Source organism: Gluconobacter sp. OJA (genome assembly GCF_039638325.1).
GTDB lineage: Bacteria > Pseudomonadota > Alphaproteobacteria > Acetobacterales > Acetobacteraceae > Gluconobacter > Gluconobacter cerinus.
In genome coordinates, this window is record NZ_JBDIWI010000001.1 from 1834938 (window position 1) to 1858333 (window position 23396).

16 protein-coding genes are annotated in these 23396 nt (G+C 55.3%); 5 read left to right on the forward strand and 11 right to left on the reverse strand.

The genetic code is table 11. From position 1 onward, the window contains the following. From ABDK75_RS08405 to ABDK75_RS08430, 6 genes are read right to left on the reverse strand one after another with little or no spacing between them, the layout of a single operon-like run. Nucleotides 1-1047, reverse strand: coding sequence for an ABC transporter permease (locus tag ABDK75_RS08405; protein ID WP_215766293.1), 1047 nt, complete (start codon nucleotides 1045-1047; stop codon nucleotides 1-3). Next, nucleotides 1044-2630: an ABC transporter ATP-binding protein gene (locus ABDK75_RS08410; RefSeq protein ID WP_211499178.1), complete on the reverse strand. Its 1587-nt coding sequence runs from the start codon at nucleotides 2628-2630 to the stop codon at nucleotides 1044-1046. Before ABDK75_RS08410 ends, ABDK75_RS08405 begins: the two co-directional genes overlap by 4 nt. Further along, the gene (locus ABDK75_RS08415) at nucleotides 2623-3726 is read right to left on the reverse strand and encodes a BMP family ABC transporter substrate-binding protein (RefSeq protein WP_086634647.1); all 1104 of its coding nucleotides are present in this window, start codon (nucleotides 3724-3726) and stop codon (nucleotides 2623-2625) included. Before ABDK75_RS08415 ends, ABDK75_RS08410 begins: the two co-directional genes overlap by 8 nt. Continuing rightward, nucleotides 3717-4268, reverse strand: a complete 552-nt coding sequence (locus ABDK75_RS08420; protein WP_346005543.1) for a glutathione S-transferase — start codon at nucleotides 4266-4268, stop codon at nucleotides 3717-3719. Before ABDK75_RS08420 ends, ABDK75_RS08415 begins: the two co-directional genes overlap by 10 nt. After that, nucleotides 4265-4876 (reverse strand): Rieske (2Fe-2S) protein, encoded by a 612-nt coding sequence (locus ABDK75_RS08425; protein ID WP_346005544.1) that lies wholly within the window; start codon nucleotides 4874-4876, stop codon nucleotides 4265-4267. The genes ABDK75_RS08420 and ABDK75_RS08425 overlap by 4 nt, the downstream gene beginning before the upstream one ends. Continuing rightward, a complete protein-coding gene (locus ABDK75_RS08430) occupies nucleotides 4873-5100 on the reverse strand; it encodes a hypothetical protein (protein ID WP_211496182.1) in 228 nt (75 codons plus the stop codon). Before ABDK75_RS08430 ends, ABDK75_RS08425 begins: the two co-directional genes overlap by 4 nt. A 128-nt stretch (nucleotides 5101-5228) precedes the next feature. On the opposite strand from ABDK75_RS08430, the gene ABDK75_RS08435 reads away from it, so the two are divergent. The 5 genes from ABDK75_RS08435 to ABDK75_RS08455 all read left to right on the forward strand — a co-directional run bounded on the left by ABDK75_RS08435 (nucleotide 5229) and on the right by ABDK75_RS08455 (nucleotide 11284). Further along, on the forward strand, nucleotides 5229-6068 hold the full coding sequence (locus ABDK75_RS08435; RefSeq protein WP_346005545.1) for an aromatic ring-hydroxylating dioxygenase subunit alpha: 840 nt from the start codon (nucleotides 5229-5231) through the stop codon (nucleotides 6066-6068). Beyond that, entirely contained in the window at nucleotides 6065-7396 is a 1332-nt protein-coding gene (locus ABDK75_RS08440) for an amidohydrolase family protein (protein ID WP_346005546.1), read from the forward strand. Before ABDK75_RS08435 ends, ABDK75_RS08440 begins: the two co-directional genes overlap by 4 nt. A gap of 12 nt (nucleotides 7397-7408) precedes the next feature. Beyond that, nucleotides 7409-7903, forward strand: a complete 495-nt coding sequence (locus ABDK75_RS08445) for a nucleoside deaminase (RefSeq protein ID WP_346005547.1) — start codon at nucleotides 7409-7411, stop codon at nucleotides 7901-7903. Between the two features lie 152 nt (nucleotides 7904-8055). Next, a complete protein-coding gene (locus ABDK75_RS08450; RefSeq protein ID WP_346005548.1) occupies nucleotides 8056-9417 on the forward strand; it encodes an 8-oxoguanine deaminase in 1362 nt (453 codons plus the stop codon). Nucleotides 9418-9649: 232 nt separating this feature from the next. Then, nucleotides 9650-11284, forward strand: coding sequence for a S10 family serine carboxypeptidase-like protein (locus ABDK75_RS08455; RefSeq protein ID WP_346005549.1), 1635 nt, complete (start codon nucleotides 9650-9652; stop codon nucleotides 11282-11284). 85 nt (nucleotides 11285-11369) lie between these two features. On the opposite strand, the gene ABDK75_RS08460 is transcribed toward ABDK75_RS08455, so the two are convergent. From ABDK75_RS08460 to ABDK75_RS08480, 5 genes are all read right to left on the reverse strand, one after another. After that, nucleotides 11370-12548 carry a serine hydrolase domain-containing protein gene (locus ABDK75_RS08460; protein WP_346005550.1) on the reverse strand — a complete coding sequence of 393 codons (1179 nt, stop codon included), beginning with the start codon at nucleotides 12546-12548 and terminating at the stop codon, nucleotides 11370-11372. 155 nt (nucleotides 12549-12703) lie between these two features. Then, on the reverse strand, nucleotides 12704-14044 hold the full coding sequence (locus ABDK75_RS08465; RefSeq protein WP_346005551.1) for an autotransporter strand-loop-strand O-heptosyltransferase: 1341 nt from the start codon (nucleotides 14042-14044) through the stop codon (nucleotides 12704-12706). Next, nucleotides 14041-15225 carry an autotransporter strand-loop-strand O-heptosyltransferase gene (locus tag ABDK75_RS08470; RefSeq protein ID WP_339407933.1) on the reverse strand — a complete coding sequence of 395 codons (1185 nt, stop codon included), beginning with the start codon at nucleotides 15223-15225 and terminating at the stop codon, nucleotides 14041-14043. Before ABDK75_RS08470 ends, ABDK75_RS08465 begins: the two co-directional genes overlap by 4 nt. A 2-nt stretch (nucleotides 15226-15227) precedes the next feature. After that, nucleotides 15228-17039, reverse strand: coding sequence for a fatty acyl-AMP ligase (locus tag ABDK75_RS08475; protein WP_346005552.1), 1812 nt, complete (start codon nucleotides 17037-17039; stop codon nucleotides 15228-15230). Next, nucleotides 17036-23389: a type I polyketide synthase gene (locus ABDK75_RS08480; protein WP_346005553.1), complete on the reverse strand. Its 6354-nt coding sequence runs from the start codon at nucleotides 23387-23389 to the stop codon at nucleotides 17036-17038. Before ABDK75_RS08480 ends, ABDK75_RS08475 begins: the two co-directional genes overlap by 4 nt. Nucleotides 23390-23396: the final 7 nt, after the last annotated feature.

A 23396-nucleotide genomic window follows, 5' to 3' on the forward strand; every position in this document is an offset into this window, starting at 1 on the left:
TCAGTTCCTGTTCACACGGACATAGGCTGCCATCTCGTCCCCGGCCGCAATGGCAAGAACCAGCAGACCGGTAATGGCAAGAACGGCGGAAGAACTGATCTGGGTTGTCTGGAGAACAATCCCCGTATCCAGAATCAGTGCCATCAGAAGCGCTGCTGGAATAAGGGCAAAGCACGACCCACGAGCCAGAAGCGCCACGACAATGCCCAAGTATCCATAATTATTGGCAAGGCCACCCTGAAGACGGTGAACGGTTCCCGCGACTTCAAACACGCCAGCCAACCCGGCCAAAGCGCCTGACAACAACAGCACAGCCAGAATACGGGGAGCGACCTTAATCCCAGCATAATGCGCAGCCTGCGGATTGGAGCCGCACACAGCCGTTTCATAACCAAACCGGCTTTTCGCGAGGCCTACTCCCAAACCAACAACAATACCCAATGCGAGCAAGAACCCCAGATGAACCGCCCCCCAGAGCTCCGGAAGTGCCACATGCAGGCGTTCAGTTGAGGCCAGAGCACCAGTCACGCGATCAGCCCACGGTCCGGTTGCCAGATAATAGACAAGCAGCGAGGCCACGAAGTTCAGAAGAAGAGAGGTAACAATCTCACTGACGCCAAGCCAAGCCCGGGCCGCAGCGGGAATAAAAATCCATGCCGCTCCCGCCAGAGCGCCAGCTACAACCATCGCCGGAAATGCGACAATCGCGGGCCAATGCGTGAACAGACCAACAGCCGTCGCTGCCGTCGCACCTGCATAAAGCTGCCCTTCCGCCCCGATATTCCAGAGATTGACACGGATCCCGACCCAAACTGCCGCCCCTGTGAGCATCAGAGGTGTCATGAAGAGTGCAAGGTCCTCAATGCCAAAGCGGGACCCGACGGTCGATCGAACGACGAGCCCGGCGAGTTCGATCGGAGATCGTCCCATCGCGGCGAGCGTAATTGCTACAATGCCCAGAGCAGCAAGGATGGAGAGCCCGCGCCCAACGGCAATACGATGAGACGGAACAACCGTAAGACGCGTGCGAGGGGATACGGCGCTCATGCGGCCTCCGACAGATTACGGCCACTCATGAGCGCGCCTATGCTTTCCCGATCTGCGTCTGCACGATCCATGACTCCCATGAGGCGCCCTGCATACAGAACAGCAATACGATCACTCAGGGCAAAGATTTCATCCAGATCTTCTGACATCAGAACCACGGCAACACCTGCGTCACGCGCACGGGCGAGCATATCCCTCATGGCTGAGATAGCCCCGATGTCCAGACCACGGCTGGGATAACTGGCCACCAGAACATGACTGGCAATCCTGATCTCACGTTCCAGAACCAGCCTCTGCTGATTGCCGCCGGATAACCCGCGAATTTGCACCTGTGTGCCCGGAAGCTTCACCCCTGCCCTGTCTGCAAGCATCTGGGCAAACTTGCGCGCCTGCGCCATGGAGAAGCTGAACCGGCCACCAATCGGCGGACGGTCATACTCCCGAAGTGCCATGTTTTCCGCAACGCTCAGCCCCGGCATCAGGGCACGTTTCAGCCGGTCTTCCGGTACGTGACCCACGCCCGCATGCGCAAACATCGCCGGGTCTGCACGATTGGCAGCCTTGCCATTCAAATAGACCGTTCCGCTCTCAGCCGCCTTCAATCCGGTCAGGACTTCTGCCAGTTCGGGCTGGCCATTCCCCGTCACCCCTGCAATCCCCAGGACTTCTCCCGGACGAAGCGAAAGACTGACATCATCCAGACGGACCACGCCTGCGGCATCCCGCACTGTCACCTGTTTCAGAGACAGAGGTTCAGACCCACCGCCTGCCGGAGCAGGAGACTGCCGTGGATAAGAGGTTGCAAGCGTAACAGGGCGTCCGATCATCTCCGTTACAAGACTGTCAGGCGTCACATCGGACGTCTGATGCGTGCCCACTAATCGCCCCTGCCGCAGAACGGAAACCCGGTCCGCAAGCGCCATGATCTCATCAAGCTTGTGGCTGATGATAACGACCGCCCCTCCCTCGGAGCGAAACCGACGAAGGGCGGAAAACAGTTCGCCTACTTCAACGGGGCTGAGAACAGCCGTTGGCTCATCAAGGATAAGAAGTCGCGCGCCCCGAGACAGGACACGAAGGATTTCAACGCGCTGCTGCTCGCCCGCAGACAAAGAAGACACAACGGCCGAGGGCGTAATCGGGAGGCCAAACTTCTTGGAAAGTGCGGAGGCACGCTCTTCAATGTCTTTTCCCGCAAGGCGGCGGGGTGTTTCCGACCAACCCAGATGGAGGTTTTCAGCGACGGTAAAACGGGGAACCAGACGAAAATGCTGGTGAACCATGCCAATCCCGGCAGCGATGGCTGCGTCAGGGGCCGGAAACGTGGTCCCATATCCATCAATGATGATTTCCCCGGCATCGGGCTGGTATAGGCCCGTCACCACGTTCATCAATGTGGACTTCCCTGCACCATTTTCCCCTAACAGGGCGTGAATTTCGCCGGGGAACACATTCAGGGAAACATTTTCGTTCGCTATCACGCCTGGAAAGTACTTCGCAATATTCACCAGCTCCAGAATGGGCGGTGTTCCTGCTGCAAGATGAGCGGGAGGCGCGTTGGACGCATGCGTGACATCAGCCAAGACCAGACACTCCCTGAACCTGCCACGACCAGTTATACATCTCCATGTCAGTCATGACATGGCCTGCTGGAACCCGCAGCGTTCCCTCAGAGTCATAGATCGGCCCCTGAAAAGGCGACCATCCAGCCAGCATCCGGTCCCGCGCAGCGTCGGCTTCTTTCTGTACAGCCTCAGGAACGTTCTGCCCCCAGCGATCCCGATCGACGCCTTTGGCCAATGTGAGAAAACGTCCCTCCGGCGCCCACTCCCCCCGGATCCGGGCACCAACCTGCTGGATATAATAGTCAGCAAAATCCAGCACGACAGAGCTGACATATGCATTGGGCCCGAACTCACGCATGTCGGTGTTCCACATCGCTGCCCAGACGCCGCGTTTCTCCGCGACACGCAGATAGCCCGGATCGTCCATAATCCCGCACAGGAAGTCACAGCCACTGTCTACCAGAGCAGCCCCCGCTTCCGTTGCAGCCTGCGGGTCAAACCACGAATTGATGGAGATAACACGCATCGTCGCCTGCGGATTAACCGAGCGCGCGCCCAAAAGCACGGCATTCGCGCTGGCATAGACGGAGGGAACCGGGAACGAGGCCACATAGCCCAGCTTACCAGTTTTGCTCAGACGGGCTGCGGCGATACCAATGACATAACTGGCGTACCAGTGCGTAATATAATACCAGCCAAGATTATTGCTGACAGCATGGCCATCACACTCCATGAACGCAACGTCCGGAGCACGATCCGCAACATCACGAATGAAGTCTCCATAATTGGACGTGGAAATTACCATCTGCGCTCCTTCCGCCACGAACTGGCGGAAGATACGGGTTGCATCTGCGGAGTAAGGCACGCTCTCGACAAAGAGGGTTTTGACGGCTGGATAGGCACGTTTGACGGCTTGAACCGCCAGATCGTGAGCGTGGCTCCATCCGCCATCGGTGATGGGGCTGGTGTGCCCAAAGCCAATCAGAAGATCCTCTTCCCGAATGGGCGCAAAACGACGTGACGCCGCCTTCAGAGCCGACGGCATCACAAGCGAGCTGCCCAGAGCAGCCAGTACGGAACGCCGCGGGAGCATCAGAGGATTTTTCAGTGACATTCCGGAACTCCTGGCATCGTTATGAACCCAGGCAGCGCCTTGAAGTGCCTCATGAAGTTCCGAGCTGCCGGATAAAGATCCAAAGGAACTTCAAGATCCTGGCTTAAGGCAACGACTGGAAACAGCATGATGTCGGCAACTCCTGGATGATCCCCTGACACCCAGCATCGACCGTCCAAGCGGTTCTCTGCAAGCCGATCTTCAATCTCGCCCATCAATGGCATCGCGAGCTGGGCGGGATTTTCAACAGGGAGAGATGCCAGCATGACCGTCCTACGCATGATGGAAAAGCTGTCCAAGGCGTTCGCTGCCCATGTCATTTCGTCCGTTCCGGAATTCCATTCCTGCTGGACGTCTGGAAGCGTTACGAGCCGTTTCAGGATCTCTAACGGCCCATGAAGAACATCGTCAACGAGTTCAAGGGCCGGGCCACTTTCCAAGGCGCTATCATCCGTGACCGTAGGCAGCTTCACTCCCATCAGGGACGCTCCCAGCCGAACGGCATAGCATCTGTCATCAAGTGCCCAGTCTCGTAACTTCATGCTGAAACGGTCTCCTTGATGGCTTCCAGACGGTCCCGTAACTGCATAGCTTGTCGCGCAGCCTCCCGCTGCCCGGCGACAGTCCATGACGCAACATGCAACATGGTCAGGCCAACTACTGGTTCATGCACAGCAAAAAGACAGTTATCCTGCTGCTTCCAGTTCGAAGCCTCCATATTGAGAGACGTCCGCGCAGTTTGCAAAGGCACCTGAACCAGCAAGCTCCGAACGCCTGACGCCTCGCCTTCCGGCAGGGGCGAAAGTGATGGCGTCTCATCAAGGCTCACCCAAATCACTCCGCATCGCTCCTGCACCTGATAAGCTGTCGCGTGAATGGTGCCCGGCACACGGAGTTCAGGATGAGCTGGAATGTGGCGACACGTCGAATCTGCTCCAAACTGCCAGCCGTGGTAGAGACAAGCCAGATTTCCGTTCCTCACGAAACCGAAACTCAGCCGCATTCCTCGATGTGGGCAACGATCTTCCCAGGCATGGATCTCACCATCTGTGCCACGCCAAAGAGCAATTTCTTTGCAAGACAAGCGTACCGGAGCGGCTGTTCCAGCGGGTACATCCATGCTGAGAGCGACTGGAAACCACCCTGTCATCCGAGGCTCTCCGTGCCTGTCACGATACAGCCTGTTGGCCCGAGAAGACATGCCATCTCGAACATTCCGAGAAGTGCTTCTTCACCCACCAGCCGAACTGAAAAACAATGATCTGAAACAGACATGTCTGTAATCTCCACGGCCAGTAGGCGCGCCCGGGCAACAGCAAAATCCCGGAACAGCTCGGGATCAAAGCGCCCTTCGAAACGAATCTCCCGCACCACTGGATCATGCCTTTCTTATCTCATTTCACAATAAGAATTTTCCGGTTTATCAATATTCTGTATTCCATCAATGCCGGGGAGCATGATTAACTCTTCCCATCCGTCACCAGCAGCAGGTTGCCCGTGCCATGACCAGCCCCGATCCAGAGACGTTATCACACTGGTATCCTGTGGCTATGGTCGGGGATCTGACACATGCGACTTTCCAGACCATGCTGCTCGACCGGCTGATTGAGATCTCCCGCGACGAAAACAATGCGTTTCAGTCGCTCTGCCGCAATCGCCCCCTCCCCGTGCAGGAACGCTACGGTTATCTCTGGACGTCTCTTGGAGAGCCAGTGCGGGACATTCCCGCCATTCCCGAAGCTGCTGAGGCAGACCGCCGACTGGTATGTTGCGGGTCCATCGCAGTACATTCGTCAGGCTTGAGGGTCGTCGAAAACTTCCTCGATATGGCCCACTTCCCCTTTGTTCATACCAATATCCTCGGGGCAGAGCCTGAAACCGAGGTGCGGCGATATCAGATCGAAACACGAGAAGACGGTGCGGAAATCTGGGCAACCGACTGTACATTCTTCCAGCCTCAGGCGGCACTCTCTGCGTCCGGCGGGATTTTAACAGACTATACCTATCGAGTTGCGGCCCCGTTTTCGACGCTTCTTTATAAAACCTGCCCGGCCTCTCCCGAAAGACAGGACGTCATCGCTCTGTTCGTCCAACCGATGACCGCAACCCGTTCCCGGGCGCACCCAGTGATGTTCCTGATCGACGACAGTTCCTCACTGGGCGGACTGGTTGAATTCCAGCAATTCATTTTTCTTCAGGACAGGATCATTCTTGAAAACCAGCGCCCTCGCCTGATGCCATTGGACGGAAAATATGAAATTCCGACCATGGCAGATCGTTCGTCCGTGGCTTACCGGCGCTGGCTTAAAGGAAAAGGCGTGACGTATGGTGCGCTGTCGTGAGTGCATTTGTCGTCACCGGCCGGACGCTGGCATCCCGAACGCCGAAGGAAACCGTTCTGGAAAATGTGGCTCTGCTGGTTGCCGACGACGGGATCATTCAGCGTCGCGCAATCTGCGGCACACAGGCCTATCAAGACCTGCAAAGCAGTGAAACGCTTGTTCACCTGCCAGACGACACTCTCCTAGTTCCCGGCCTGGCAGATCTACACATTCATGCGCCTCAATGGCCTCAAGCTGGCACGGCTCTGGATCGTCCGCTGGAAGAGTGGCTTGGCACATACACCTTCCCTCTAGAGGCCCGCTATTCGGACGCAGCCTTCGCAGCCACGGTTTATGAGGACCTGGTTCAAACCCTTCTGCGAAATGGCACAACCACCGCGCTCTATTTTGCCACGATCCACGAAGAAGCCAGTCTTGTTCTTGCCCGCACCTGCCTCAAATACGGGCAACGCGGGTTCGTTGGACTGGTGGCAATGGATCATCCGGACCTGTGTCCGCCAGACTATCGTCAGGCCAGCGCTCAGGATGCTCTCGATGCAACCCGACGCTTCATTCATGCCGTTCGAGCCTTGCCAGGCAACGAGGCCGGTCTGGTCCAGCCCGTTATTACGCCTCGCTTCATTCCTGCCTGCTCCGACGCACTGTTAAATGGTCTTGGCGCACTTGCCGCAGAAATGAATGTCAAAGTGCAGACCCATGCGTCAGAAAGTGACTGGGAGCATCATCATGTTCTGGAGAGAACAGGCAAGACAGACACGTCTGCACTGAATACTTTTGGTCTCCTGCGAGACCATACCATCCTGGCGCACGCAGGGTTCCTGAACCAGAATGACCGAACCCTGGTCAAAGAGCGCAACGCCGGACTTGCGCACTGCCCCATTTCGAATGCCTTTTTTGCAGGAGCAGCCCTGCCCGTTCGCGACGTTCTCGATGAGCACGTTCACTGTGGGCTGGGAACAGACCTTTCCGGCGGTTATTCTCCGTCCATCTTTGAAAATGCACGGCAGGCCGTTTTGGCGTCCCGGATGCTGGAAAGCGGGACAAACCCCGAAATTCCTCCGGCAGAACGTGGCCTCCCTAACCACAGGATAGATTTTCAGGAAGCGTTCTGGCTTGCAACACGAGGCGGCGCGGAGGCTCTCGGGGTGCCAAGTGGACAACTCCTGCCCGGACAGGCGTTCGATGCGCTGGAGCTTCGCTGCACGTCAGGCAGTCTGCGATTATCGTCGCAAGACAGTGCGGCCAGCTGTGCCCAGAAAATTGTCTGTCATGCTTCGCCTGAGACGATTGATCGTGTCTGGATCAATGGCCGTCTGGTCAAGGAATAAGGAACTGATTGCATGATTACAGAAACAGACGACCTGCGTTTTCTCCGTATAGCGTTCGATGTTGCCAGAAAAGCACGTGACGGCGGGGATCATCCGTTCGGGTCTATTCTCGTGGACGAGACAGGCACTGTTTTGATGGAGCAGGGTAATGGCTACAGCGCAGAAGGATGCGACATGACAGCCCATGCCGAGCGTCTCCTCGCCAGCCGGGCCAGCAAAGCTTATGGGGCAGAACGCCTGCGCCAGTGCACGCTCTACAGCTCTGCAGAACCCTGCGCGATGTGTTCAGGTGCCATCTACTGGTCCGGGATCGGACGCGTGGTTTACGGCCAGTCCGAAAAGGACCTGAAAGACATGACCGGCAATCACGCGGAAAATCCTACGCTGGATCTCCCTTGCAGGACCGTCTTTGCTGCTGGCCAACAGTCAGTGGACGTCGTAGGCCCTCTGCTGGAACAGGAAGCAGCCACATTGCAGGCAGAATTCTGGGCGACACATGGCTCGTGACAGCAGAACGAACCTGATGCTACGATAAGCCTTCCTCGCCCGCTCAAAGCAAGTTTGATGACGATCCGGACTTCGCATCTCCGGAACAGGGCCTTCTGCGAAAGCCATGAGTGATCATGGCTTGCTGATGGTTATTGGGAAAGGATGCCGCAATGACGGTCAACCTCCTCATCACAAATGCTTCTCTGTACATTGATCGGAATTGGGAAATCCCAAATGGATGGATCGCCATTAAAGACGGGCGCGTTCATTCCACAGGTCACTCCGGAGAAGCTGCTCCACAAGCAGAAAAAATCATATCGGCTAATGGAAAGCTGGTAACTCCGGGCCTGATCAATGCCCACCATCACATGTATCAAAATCTCACACGCTCCTATGCCCCCGTAACCAATGGGACGTTGTTCGAGTGGCTTCAGGGATTGTATCCGCTCTGGGCCGGACTGGACGAAGAGTCTGTTTACCTCTCAACAGCTGTTGCAATGATTGAACTGCTTATGGGGGGCTGCACGACATCCATGGATCACATGTATGTCCATCCCAAGCCCTTTCTGATCGACGCCCAGTTTCGTGCGGCCAAAGATATAGGCTTTCGTTTCCACGCCACTCGCGGCTCCATGACGCGATCCGTAGAGGATGGAGGACTTCCCCCCGCATCTGTCGTGCAGGACGAAGAGACCATTCTGGCAGACAGCGAAAGGCTGGTAAAAACCTATCATGATGCCTCTCCAGGCGCGATGGGTCGGGTGGCTCTGGCGCCCTGTTCTCTGTTCAGCGTCTCCGAACGGATCATGACAGAATCTGCCGCCATGGCAGACAGATATGACCTCAGGTTACACACCCATCTGGCAGAAGATCACGATGAAGACCGCTATTGTGCGGAGGTCTATGGCTGCACACCGACAGAATATTTCGAACGTGTAGGTTGGGCCAGCCCGCGCTCCTGGGTGGCACACTACATTTACCCTTCCTCTGACGAAATCGACCGTCTGGCGCATGCTGGCGTCTGCACGGCGCAGTGTCCCTGCTCCAACATGATGATTGGAGGTGGCTCTGCGGATGCCATGGATATGCGCCGTCGTGGGATGCGTGTGGGGCTTGGTTGTGATGGTTCAGCTTCGACAGACCATGCATCGCTCTGGCTGGAGACCCGCATGGCGCTGCTTCTGGGTCGTTTCCGCAATGGGCCACATTCCATGACGGCCCGAGACGCTTTGGATATGGCCACACGCGGTGGAGCGGCCTGCCTAGGCTGGGATGATGAGATCGGGCATCTACGTCCCGGGGCATGTGCGGATCTGGTTATCTGGCAGATGTCGGACATTTCCCTTGCCGGGGCTTTGACGGACCCCGTGGAGGCGTGGCTTCGCTGCGCCCCGGCGACTGCCGGAACCACGATCGTCAACGGCAAAATTCTGGTTGAGAACGGGCAGCCTGTGCTGAAAAACCTGGGGGATATCCTTGGGGCTCATCGCAAGGAGGCCATGCGCATCCAGCGTTTGACGCCCGCGGCCTGAAACAGAGCTGAACGATGATCTGGACATCCGTCTGGATCATCATTCAGCTACCGGAAAACGATCGTTCTGAAGATTGCGAAAATATTATTTTCAACGAAAAGAGTGCGGTATGCCCCTGTTTCGTCAGACAGAACGTGAGAGTTCAGAGGTGCCACATTTCCCTCACCAGATCCTGAACTTGTAACGGTTCCGTATTCCTTACAAAATCATTTTAATCTGTAAGGAGTTACCCATGCGTTCAGGCATCCTGACCCGTTCTTTTCTTGCTGTCAGCCTGCTGGCAGCCACCTGTCTCACAGCTCACGCGGAGGCCCCGGTCTCTGACAACGTCAAACAGGCTGAAACGGCATCGCAGTTTCTGACAACACCCCAGAAGGTTGTATCAGACGGGGCTGTAACCATTCGTGGTCAGCACATTCCTTATCAGGCCGTCACCGGCACGCTGATTGTCCATGCCCAAGGATGGGATGATTCCGATACCGGCCCCAGCGATCCAAAAGCTGAAAAGAAAAACCCGGACGCCGTCGCTTCCATTTTCTATGTAGCCTATTTCAAGAAGGGCGCGCATCCAGAGAACCGCCCGATTACGTTTGTTTATAATGGTGGTCCCGGTTCTTCGAGTGTCTGGATGCATATGGGTGCTTTTGGCCCACATCGTATCGTCACCGCGGATGACAGCCACACCGCAGCTGCCCCGTACAAACTGATTGATAACAATGACAGTCCGCTGGATGCCACGGATCTTGTCTTTATTGATGCGCCAGGCACTGGCTTCGGGCGCCTTGTCGGCAAAGACAAGGAAAAAGCCTTCTACGGTACAGATCCGGACGCCGCAGCATTCACGGACTTCATTGCTCAGTTTCTGACCCGTTTCGGACGGTATAACTCTCCCAAATACCTGTTCGGAGAAAGCTACGGCACGACGCGCTCAGCAATCGTCGCCAACCAGTTAGCCTCTGAAAAAGGCATCGATCTGAATGGCGTTATGCTGTTGTCGCAGATTCTGGATTACGACAATTCGATCGACAACGTGAAATCAAACCCCAGTGTTGATCAGCCTTATGTCCTTGCGCTGCCTAGCTTCGCTGCCACGGCCTGGTATCATCACAAGTTGCCAGCACAACCCAAAGACCTGAAAACGTTCCTGAGCGAAGTCGAACATTTTGCTCTAACGGACTATACCAGCGCCCTCCAGGACGGCACCGCCATCTCAGACGAAAAGCTGGAACAAACAGCTCAGAAGCTGCACCAATATACGGGCCTTCCCGTTGAATACCTGAAGAAAGCTGACCTCCGCGTCAGTGGTGGTGAATTTGCCAAAACCCTGCTCGGCGATGACGGAATGGACACAGGCCGTCTGGACAGTCGCTTCTCCGGGCCAGCCATTGATCCACTGGCGCAGACCCCTGACTATGACCCCCAGTTTGCCGCGATGCAGTCAGCCTATGTGTCCGCCTTCAACGATTATGCACGCAATACACTGCATTACGGCACAAACCCGGCTTTCAATGACGGCTACGAAGAATACAAGGTCAGCGCCCATTCAATCGGCAAATGGGCCTTTGTGCATAAGCAGCCAGGCGCCGGTCGGCCAGCCAAGGGCGCGCCAAATGTCCTGCCGGACCTTGCAAGCGCCATGAAGCAGAACCCGAGCCTGAAGATTATGCTCAATCAGGGATACTACGATCTGGGGACGCCCTTCTTCGAAGGGATCTATGAGATGCAGCATCTCCCGATCCCTCACAAGCTGGCCTCAAATATCGAAATTCATCAGTATGAATCCGGTCACATGGTCTATGCCCATGCACCAGCCCTCACCGAGCTTCATGATAATGTTGTCAACTTCATCAACAAGACGCATGGCTAACACCATACGTCTTGACGATTAACCCATACTGAATGGCGGACCTGTCAACTTTTGAGTTTTGACAGGTCCGCCATTCAGAACATGATCAGGCGTGTACTGCTACGCCCAGCGCACGAGCTGCGTCCGTGGCAATATCATGCCGGAGTTTCACGACACTGTGCCCCCCGGACGGATGAACCCGATTGGTCAGAATGAGCACATAACTGTCATTCTCAGGGTCAATCCAGAGTGACGTCCCGGTAAAGCCGGTATGGCCGAATGATCTCACCGAAAACAGATCTCCTCGTGGGGAGGAGTAGTGCGTGGCGATATCCCATCCCAGTCCTCGCAGGTCAGTTTTCCCAGCGGGCTGTTGTGGGGTTGTCATCAACTCCAATGTACTTCTTTGAAGCGGAAACGTGCTGGGACGACCAGCGAGACGATCCAGTAACGCCTGTGCATACAAGCACATGTCCTGTGCATCGGAGAAAAGCCCCGCATGCCCTGCAACGCCCCCCATGCGGCGGGCAGTCGGATCATGCACGACACCACGCAACATGTGATGTTGGTCATCATACTGCGTAGGCGCAATATCAGGCTGTAAGGCAGCGTCCGGCAGGTAACCGGAGTGCGACATTCTCAAAGGCGTTAGAATATTGTCAGCGACATACTGGTTCAGGGGCTGACCTGTAACCTTTTCCACGATCAGACCCAGCGTAATGTAATTGATATCGCTATAGACAAACTTTGCCCCCGGCGGATTGGCAAGCGGCGATGTCATGGCAAGCCGGACGGCCTCTGCTTTTCCACTCCATGGGCTATCAAGCGGCACATCCGGGGGGAGACCCGAATAATGGGTCAGCAGAAGCCGCAGGGTGACAGCCGATTTTTTTTTGGCTGCGAACTCTGGAAGATAACGCACGACCGGATCGTCAATATTGATTTTTCCGTGTTCCACCAACTGCATGACAGCCAGAGCCGTCATTGTTGGCTTGGTCAGAGACGCCATATCGAACCGCGTGTCCCAAGTCATGGGCTCACGAGTAGGCACCAGAGCCCGGCTTCCATACACATAGCGATGTGCGATCTCGCCATTATGACCAACAGCAAGAACAACGCCAGGAGTCTCTTTGTCTTTCACGGCCTGTCGCGCCAAGGCGTCAACTTTGGAAAACCTTCCCTCACTGGAAGAGGCACATCCCACCAGAGCGCTACAGGATAGCGCCGCACCGCCGATCAGAAACTGACGCCGACTGCTGCGCTCTTTGGTCAATGAATAAAGCAATCTGGCCTCCTGCTTCCCGGTTCTTCCGGATACGTAAGAACCGGAACAGTAACGCGGTTCAGGGAGAGCGCAAGCGGGACAGCTTCAGGGGGCACGTTAAAAAAATGGCTACCCGAGCTTGCCCCTTACTCAGAGGGAGCATTTTATAATTCATTCTAAGGACGATGCGCACTCTCTCGCGGGTGTTCATGCATCACTGCTTTGATAGTCCGGATGACCTGACCAGATGTGATATTCCGCGTACATTCAAACTGACGACTGGTGCCCGCATGACGGGGGCAGAAAAGAAAGTCATTATGCATGAAGGGATGCCGAATATCGTGCCAGCAACTGTTGCAGGCGTTGGTATTAAAAACCCGATACGGTGTCTGAAATTCGTTTATCGGATGTGTAAATCCGGAAATCATGACAACGGGTGTGTCAGCCGCCCAAGCGAGCCAGGAGAGACCGCTCGACAGGCCCACAAAAAACTCTGCGTGCTTCAGCCACTGAAGACGTTCGCGGAGGGGCCGGGCGCCAGTCTCATCTTCCGCGTTATGCGGGATCTGGTTCCAATGAAGGCCCTGCCCATACTTTATTTCTCGGTCGATGCAAATAACGCGGTACCCTGACCGTTTGAGAAACTCCACGACGTCATACCAACCCGTCGGGTTATTCCAGTATTTGCACTGGGCACTGGCCTGACTGGCGATGACAACGTAAGGTTCTTCAATCGGTCTTTCGTCAGGAATATCCAGATGCAGAGGCTCTTCCTCGGGGGAAACCCCGAGAATATAGCCTGCTGTTCTGTGCAATCCAACAATCCGGAAGTCAGCAGGTTGCCAGGTGTTATCTTCATCCCCGAAGAACAAACCGATGTAATATGTGGCGTAAAACTCGTCTTTTAACGCGCTGAACTCATGCTTTTCAACAAATCTGATATTTGGGCATGACGCGGAAAGCAGTTCTTTCATCTGCGCCGATACCATCACTGTGAGTTCGCATGCATGGTCTCGTGCAAAACGCACAGCATATGGCACCCAACCAGCCGTATCGCCGATCGTATTGCCAGCCATAAGAATGGCTATCTTTTTACCCTGAGCGTCATAGTCGTGAGAGAAAACGAGCAGGCCAGCCTGAAAGACTTCGATCCTTGCGTTTAAATAATGCTTTTTTCGGCTTTGAAAGGTCGCATCACTCCCCTCACCATCAAAAATAACCGCATCCGTATCAAGATCAGTAAGCCGAACGCGCCATATCCCTTTGGGAACCGTGACACGGACCCCTTCGTTAAAATCATAACGAATACCCGCAGGCCCTTCCTGCGTTGCTACGTTTGAAGGGCTCGGAAATGTCGCGGTCTCGGTTGATGACGCAGAAACGGCAGCCGCATCTAATTCTGAGACACTGTCAGTCTCATTAGACGGATCTACGACAGGCGACGTCGCAACAGGCTTACTGGAATGTCCAGCAAGAATAATTGACTGGAAGATGTCATTCGCTTTTGCAGTCGTCATTCTGACACTCCCTCAAAATCGGGAATTTTCCTGATTGTGTCGATTACCTGCTGCGAAGAAATCAGTCGGGTACATTCGAACTGTTTGTCAGTGCCACTCTGCCGTGGACACCAAAGATAATCGGCTGGATCAAGCTGACAGCGGATATCATTGGAACACCCATTGCAGGCATTCCAGTTAATCACGCGGTAGGGTGTTTCAAACTCATTGTCAGGCCGCGTGAAGCCGCTGATCAGTACAATAGGCGTACCGACTGCCCAAGCAAGCCAGCTTAGACCGCTGGAAAGCCCAATAAAAAACTCTGCATGCCGCAACCATCTCGCACGTTCAGCAAGAGGCAGCGCGCCTGTGAAATCTTCCGCCCCATACGGGATATTATTCCAGATGGTTCCGACGCCGTTGACCCGGCTCCTGTCGATACAGATGACTCTATAGCCATGATTTTTTAGGAAGCGGATCGTCTCCACCCAACCGAACGGATTGTTCCAGTATTTGTTCTGGGATGTCGCCTGGGTCGCAATGCAGACATATCGTTCCGCAAGAGGCCTCCCTCCCTCCATGACGTCAACATCGGGTGGACGTGATGTCCTCGAAAGGCCCAGAATAAGAGCCGCATTATTTTCCAGGCCTGCTTCGCGATAATCCACCGGGCTATGGTTGCGGGCAACGTCATTGTAAAAAATCAGAACTTTATAAGAGGCATAATAGTCTTTTCCTGCCTCTTCTTCAGTCGAAACAAGCCGAATATAAGGGTACACCGGAATGAGCAGACTGGCGATGTCCGGGCGCACCATACATGTCAGGCGACATTCGTGTTTGCGGGCAAACTCTGCCACTTGCCCGAACCAAGCCAGATGATCACCGATGCCGCCTTCCCGCATTCGGACGAGAACGGGTTGATCCTTCAGGTCCATTTCATACGTAAAGAAGGGGGCGCCGTCTTTTGTAATCTCGATCTGATAGCGCAGGTAATATCTTTTTATGCTCTGTACGATCCCCTGAGACACGTCCTCAGAAAATAAAACCGTGTGCGTATCCAGATCTTTCAGGACAACATGCCAATTGCCAGCAGGCAGAAGAACGCGGCATCCATCGTTAAAATCGAAGCGAATACCTCCCGGCCCGTCCTGCGTCGGCACAATGGAAGCGGGTTGAACTGGAGGCATTGAGGGGCTGCTCATGTTCACATTTTCCCCTCTGCAATTTTCAGAATACGCACTTGGCCAGACCCGGCTGAACTATGAGTATATTCGCCAAGGATCGGAATATTGCCCTGAAGAAGCTCCTTCTTGGTTTCCGCAACTCTGATTTTTCCGCTTGGCGTTTTCAGGATCGCACTGGCGCGCAGGAAAACGACACGGCAACGCCGCGTCGGAAAATGTGTGCAGATCGTCTCGCCGATAGCTTTACCCAGTTGCGTCAGATCACCATCCAATCCCGATGGGAGTTCAGTCACAAGAACAAGCGACGTTTTGTCTTCAATGGTCTCATCAAAGACTGCCGTTGAGAATAGTCGAATATCGGCCTCGAACGCTCCCAGACAAGCGATAATATCTTCAGGATCAAGAACACTGTCGCCTAGTTTGATCCGATTATCCTGACGGCCAATGACATACAGCGTTCCATCCAGCAGAAAACCACGGTCCCCTGTCCTTAGAAAAGTCCCTTCTTCGCCCCCAACATGCCCTTCGAAAACCCGACTGTTTTCTACAGGGCGGTTCACGTACCCGGTTGCGACGCCGGGACTATGAATACGAATTTCTCCGACGTCTCCATCTGGAAGCGCTGTTTCAGTGTCCCCATCGGCAATTCGTACGATAATGTCAGATGGTGGCCTGCCGCAGCCTGCTAAAAGGCGCCTGTCGAGGATATCGCGCGGCGGGAGTGCATGACCATGCGCAAGACCGTCACGGGAAAACTCCCGAAACGACACGCCTTGCCCACGCTCACTGGCCGTGACCAGCAAGGTTGCTTCTGCAAGGCCATAACATGCAAAAAACGCACGTTCATCAAACCCGGATGACGCAAAACGTTCTGTGAACGACTGCATCGTCTCTGCGCGGATATATTCTGCCCCGTTAAACGCCACTTCCCAGCAAGACAGATCCAGCGATGCAACGTCTTCAGGGGCGATAGACCGCACGCACATTCCATATGCGAAATTCGGGCCGCCGGAGAGCGTCGCCCTGTAACGACTAATAGCCCGCAACCACCGTATCGGTTTTTCAGCGACAACTTCTGGCGGCAACAGAATACAACGCCCTCCAGTTGCCAGTGTCATGAGGGCGCCCCCAATCAATCCCATGTCATGAGAGAGAGGAAGCCAGTTAACGCCGCAATCGCCCTGCCGATACCCAAAAGCCTCCGCCTGACGGAACAGATTATGCGCGATATTGCGATGCGTGAGCAGAACACCCCGTGGTGTCCGTGTAGAGCCCGACGTGTACTGAATAAGCGCAACATCCGTTGGCAAAGGATGTGCCACACTCTCGTGCTTTGCAGACGAGCGGATCTTGTCCGTCGGGATCCATAGAAACCGCGCACTATCGACCTTGTCGGGGCAAACTTTCTGAAACTCGGTGAGAATGCTGCGATTGCCGATGACAGCCGCAGCCTCAACATCATCTCTCAGCGCGACAAACCGGTCCCGTGCCCCAAATGCTTTGGGATACACGCCTGAAACCGGTACCAGCCCCGCGCACAGACACCCGAGAAGCCCCCGAATATAATCAAGGCTGCTTTCATACAGCAAAAGCACCCGAGCACCGGGCTCAAGCATTCGCTTCAGCCATACAGCCAACGCCGTAGCCTGCGCAGCAAGCTCAGACGCCGTTACAGTATCCGTTTCATTTTCGCCGTCTCCGAGCAAAGTATAGACTTTGAGGTCCGGCGTTCTGGCGGCATGAAAAAACAACGCATCAACGATCGTGCTCCGCTGCCAATCCAGTATTTCCTGTCCATCAGCGGCAAGAACCGTGGCAAAGGACTGTGTCATGGGAGTTGCGCCGTCTGGCCGATCTTGACCCTGTTCAAAAGAAACTGGGACATTTTCCGGATACTTTCATCACGTGCGAGAACAAGGATGGAGACTTCGACACCAAACTCTACCCGCAGAGCCGTTTGAAGTTCAACGCCGGCCAAAGAGTCGATCCCAAGTTCGGACAAGCGTGCACGGTCATCAATGCTCGTGGGCTCCAGATGCAATGTCTGGGCAATCAGAACCTTCACCTGCTCTACAACATAAGGAAGACGCTCATCTTCCGGCAATGCCGAGAGCGTGGCGAGCCGCTCACTGGTCGCTCCATTACTGGCATCCGCCAGGCGAACAAGTGAAAAGCGGGCCAGCGCGTTTGCCCCGGGAACAATCTGCGCCCATTTCTTCCAGTCAATCTCAACACAGGAAACTTCGGGCAACTCTAGCGCAAGCATTTCCGGTAAGTGGTCCAACGCATCATGAGCTGTCATTCCCTTAAGACCGGCGGCTTCTAAAGCCCGAGCCGCAGTCTCGTTGCGGCTTAGCATGCCCACATCTGCAATCGCTCCCCAATCAACCGCGAGAGCTGCCTCTCCATCCTTCCAGCGGTTGGCCGCTACCGCACCCAGAACGGCATTGGCAGCGATATAAGCACTCTGGCCGACGTTCCCCAGTAACGTAGTGACAGACGAAAACAGCACGAAATAATCCAGGTCCATGCCTTGAACCAAACGGTCAAGGATGATTGCGCCCTGGGCTTTTGCCTCAAGAACCCGGCCAATCCGCGCTTCGTCCAGATTTTGGACAAGCGCGTCGTCCAAAATTCCAGCACAATGAAAAATGCCACGAATTGGTGGGAGATTGCTCGTAAAGGCAATTTCCTCGAAGACATCCTGCATAGCCTCTTCGTGCGAAACATCGACCTGGATGGTATGAATGTGCACGCCTGCGGCACGCTGGATTGCCAATTGCTCGCTCACCCCGGTTTCCTCCGGTGTTCTGCGACCCAGCAGAACCAGGTTACGAGCGCCCTGTTCAATCAACCATTCAGCGGTTGCCCAGCCAAAGCCACTCAGGCCGCCTGTAATAAGATATGTTTTTCCATCCGACACCTGCGGCTGCGGCCTCGGCAAGGGCGAGGCTTTGAGGTCGTCCAGATCAGAGTAATCAATAACAACCTTGCCCATGTGCTTGGCAGACGCCAGCAGGCGGAACGCTCCGGCGGCATCGCGCGCAGGAAAGCTTTCCAACGGCAAGGGCTGCACGTCTCCGCTTTTGGATAGCGCAGCCACATCTGACAGGAGGGACCGCATCAGTGCAGGCCGCTCCAGCATCATCCGATCAAGGTCGAGTGAGAAGAAAGACAGGTTTTCATTGAACGGAGCGAGGGGCAATCCGCGTTTTTCAATGATGTCCTTTTTCCCGATTTCGACAAATCGGCCATAGGGAGCCACGATCGACAAGCTGTGCGTCTGCCCCTCTCCGGGCAAGGAGTTCAGAACGACATCAACACCGCACCCCTGCGTGACGTCTCGGATCCCTTCTGCAAATTCCAGCGAACGGGAATCCCAAACTCCCTCACATCCGAGTTCTCTAAGATACTGCCGTTTCTCAGGGCTTCCCGCAGTTGCAAAAATCCGGGCTCCCACCCGTTTCGCCAACTGGATTGCCGCCAGACCAACGCCACCAGTCCCGGAATGGATCAGGACTGTTTCACCCTTTTCAAGATGCGCGAGACGGCACAGACCATAATACGCCGTAATGAACGCCACAGGCAGCGTGGCGGCCTCAAGTGGCGACCCAAGCCCTTCAGTGGGAAGCGCAAAAATGCTTTCTGCGTCAGCAGTGAAATGAGACGCAAAACACCCCGGCCAGGAGACGAGATATCGTTCGCCCGGCGCAAAATCCGTTACACCCTCGCCGACAGCAATCACTTCAGCAGAAGCTTCCATGCCAAGGCTTTCACCATGGAACGTATCATCCACAACACTTTGCGGAATAAGGCCGGTCGCTTTCAGGATATCCTTGAAGTTCAGTGCTGCGGCAAGCGTTCGAAACAGAACCTGACCTGGTTGCAGAGGATCTGCGACAAACCGCTCATGATGCAGCCGATCCAGCGAACCATTCGACGCACTCACAAGACGGACCCCGACAAGCCGTCCATCCGCCGTTTCGTTGGGATGATAAAGCGTCGGCACAGGTTCTGGCTTCGTTTCCGACGGGGTCAGTCGCCCTACAGCCCGCAGGCCGGGGCGCAGAACGATATCGTCCTCCGCATCCTGCTGAACAATTTCCGCACAGAGCTGCTGTAACGTGGCTTCGTCAACCATTCGACCGATATCGACGATGCGAAGCGCAAGATCCGGTCGCTCTGATGCGACCCCTCGTGCAAAACCCCGGATAGCGGTCTGCCCTGTATCCAGATCATCACTTTGAAGCGCTTCCGCAGAAACTGCCCCGCGCGTGACGATCAGGCATTTCGGCGCAACTTCACCGTCTTCCGAAACCTTGATTGCCCTGACGAGACGTAAGATCTCTGCAATACACTGTTTTCCGGTTGCGTCTTCGATAGGTGAGCACAGATAAAGGATTGCATCATTCGTTTGAGCCAGCGCCTCTGCCAGGGCCGCCTGATCCACATCATCGATCTTCAGGGTATCAACCATAATCCCCTGGCCAGCAGAAACCTGACTGAACTGCTCCAGCAGAGGTCCATCACGCCCCAGAACCAGTGCTGTTAGAGGCTCCGCAAAATGCGGAAGCAACTCCGTCTGAACCCACGCCGGGCGATAGAAACGACGGACATTCTCCGCCCCCATACCTGCAGCGACCAGCTTTCGAATAGCCCGCGCCTTGAAGCCGAGGATTTCGGCAACAGGTTCACCCGCTTCTGTAAAGAGCCGGATATCGCCCTCAATGCCGGTTTCGGAACGACGTGTTAGAGCGGCATGAGTCAGAAGGACTTTATGGCGTCCTCCACGATAGACGACCTGCCGCGCGCCTGTCGGAACAAAAACTCTTTCTTCCGCAGCGCTGTATCCGGCACCGATCAATGCCTGGAAAGCACCATCAAGCAGTGCCGGATGAAGAAAATACTCTGCGATGCTCTCAGCATCTGCCAACTCCAGACGCGCGAAGGCAATACCTTCACCGGCCTTCAGCTCTTTGATCGTCTGAAAAGCCGGGCCGTACGAGAAGCCATGCTCTGCAAGTCTGGCATAGAACGTTTCTGGTAGAATTTCGTGTTTGAGATTGGCTTGTAAGCTCTCAGGAGCCACTGGACCTGCTGCCCATGGCACACTCGCCAAAACACGGAGCTTAGCGTGCTGAATCCACTCTTCTTCACCATCGTCCCCATGAGACGATGATACCGTCAGAACGCGCGTTTCTTCATCAAATGCCCACTCGACAACAGGTGGCGTGAGGCTATCCAGAAGGAGAGCCTGACCAATTTCCAGATCTTCCAGAATTGCGGCATCAGAGCGTTCGATCTGACGATGTATAGCCAGACCGCCTTCAATGTAGCCCGCAGCAGGAAACAGGCAAATCCCGTCCACTTTATGATCGGGCAACCACGGCATATAGTTGCGATTAATGTCCGCAAGCCAACCCGGCCGGGATGCGCTGACTGGAATACCGAGAACCGGATGAACGGTTCCGTCCAGCCGATCCTTGCGCGAAACCTCAGTCTCAGACCAGAACCGGCTTCGAGACCAGGCATAATGAGGAAGGTCCGTCCGATGCCCTCCCGTCAGCAGAGACCAGTCCAACGGCACGGCGGCCATGTAGAGTTTGGCGATACTGCGCGCTATGGCTGTATCTTCCGCGTCTTTGCGGCTCAGGCTGGCAATGACGGCAACGTCCCCGTCAATCTGCTGCGCTGTTTCCCTTATCAAACCACCGAGCACCGGGTGTGCACCAATCTCAAGGAAAACCCGGTGCCCATCACCCATTAAGTTCTGAATAGCATCATGGAACAGGACGGGCTGCCGTGCATTTCCGTACCAGTATTCCGCATCATGAAGAGCATCGTCAGCCCAGCGCGTGCCTGTTACTGTTGAATAGAGCGGAATGCTCGGACTTTTCGGAGCGAGCGCGGCAAGCGGGTTCAGAAGATCATCTCGGATTTCTTCCATCAGGATGCTGTGATAGGGGACTTCAACTCTGAGAAGGCGATTGAACGTGCCATCCTGATCACATCGCGCAGCAAGCTCTTTAAGTGCGGCCTCTTCACCCGCAAGCGTCGCAGACTTCGCGCTATTAAGAGCGGCGACTGACACCCGGTCTTCATAGCCTGGGAGTAATTTGTCGGCAGCCTGTCTGCCAGACATCCCAATCGCGAGCATCGCACCACGCCCAGCCAGACGCGCCTGTTGTTGGCTCCGATGAAAGATAACAGTCACAGCGTCTTCAAGAGACAGGGCGCCAGCGATGTAACTCGCGGCAACCTCACCCACGCTATGGCCAACGATCGCCGCGGGTACCACGCCATGAAAACGGAAGAGCTCGGCAAGAACAACCTGAACCATAAAGATGGCCGGCTGGGCAACAACCGTCTCATCAATGCGGGAATGTTCCGCAGGCCTCAGGATTTCATCCAGAATGGACCATCCTGCAAGTGTGGAAAAGAGGTTATCGATCTGCTGAATAGCGCTGGAAACAGGTTCAGGGGCATGCCTGAGAATATGCTGCCCCATGCCCTTCCATTGGGAGCCCATTCCTGAAAACACAAAGACAGGGTGCTGCATCTTACCATTGCGACGCCGCCCCACCGTGACCGCTGGTGAAGATTGCCCTTCAGAGAGCGCTTTCAAGCCTGCAATCAGCTCTTCACGATCCCGGCCGGACACGACGGCCTGCATTGGCAGACGCGTCCGGTAGGTTGCTGCAGAAAAACAGACATTGGCTACGGACGGAGCGGCAGAAGATGCCAGAAGACTGGCATAAGAGCGCGCAAGTGTTTTCAAAGACGCGTCTACCAGTGCATTCACAGGCAGCAGGAAACGTCCAGATGGCATCCTGACGATCTCTTCCAGCCTTTTCTGAGGCTGATCCGCTACCGTCGGTGCCCTGAGAAGCGCAACTGCGTTTGTTCCGCCATACCCAAACGAATTGACGCCTGCATAGACCGTTCCGGCCTCAGCCTTCAGCGGGGTGAGAGTGTCTTGAGCGACCTTCAAATGAAGATCTGCGAACGGGATTGCAGGATTAACCTGTGTGAGGTTCGCCTGCGGCGGGATAGCACCATGTTTCAGGCAGAGGAGCGCCTTGATAAGCCCGGTAACACCGGCCGCGGCTTCCAGATGTCCCAGATTGGCTTTGATGGACCCGACAATCAGGGGACTGTCTGAGGCACGTTTGTGACCGATCGCCGTTCCCAACGCACGCGCTTCGATCGGGTCGCCAACCGGTGTGCCGGTACCATGTGCTTCTACATATCCAATCGCGGCGAGATCGACGTGCGCTTTTTGGGCTACCTCTTCGATAAGCGCACGTTGAGCATCTTCACTGGGCATCGTTAATGACAGGGTACGACCGTCCTGATTGACGCCCGTTCCCGCGATCACACCATGGATAACGTCTCCATCCCGCTTTGCATCCGCAAGTCGCTTGAGCAGGACGATGCCAGCACCCTCCCCGCGGCCATAGCCATCCGCATCAGCAGAGAAGCTTTTGCAGCGCCCATCAGCCGCCAGAAAGTGCCCTTTGGACATGGTGATGGAAGCAGGTGGAGCAACCATGATGTTGACGCCACCCGCCACGACGACATCACTTTCCCCATTCAGCAGGCTGGTACGGGCCTGATGAATGGCCACCAAGGATGATGAGCATGCTGTATCGATAGACATGCATGGTCCCTGAAGACCAAGATTATGCGAAATACGCGCGGCGAGCATCGTGGCTGATGCTGCGGTTGCGGCAAAATGATCCGTGATCAGGGGCCGGTTAAGAGGAGAGCCGCAAGCAACGAGCCAGTCCAGAGAAAACGTTCCGATGAAGACACCGGTGCGGGTTCCTGCCAAGGTGGCAGGAAGAATTCCGGCATTTTCCATCGCCTCCCAGACGACTTCCAAAAGAAGCCGCTGCTGAGGATCCATGAGGGTGGCTTCACGCGGCGAAATACCGAAAAATAACGGGTCCATTTCATCGATCTTCTGATCAATGAATGAGCCACGTCGCATATAGGTCTTGTTGGGGGTTTCGTATTCAGGATCGTAAAAACGCTTGATACCCCACCGATCGGCCGGAACATCGGATGTGGCGTCGCCTTGTTCACACAGAAAGCGCCAGAGAGCCTCGGTTGTCTCTATTCCTCCAGGAAGGCGACATCCAATCCCGACGACTGCCACTTCATGTCCGTAATCGATCATTTAAAAC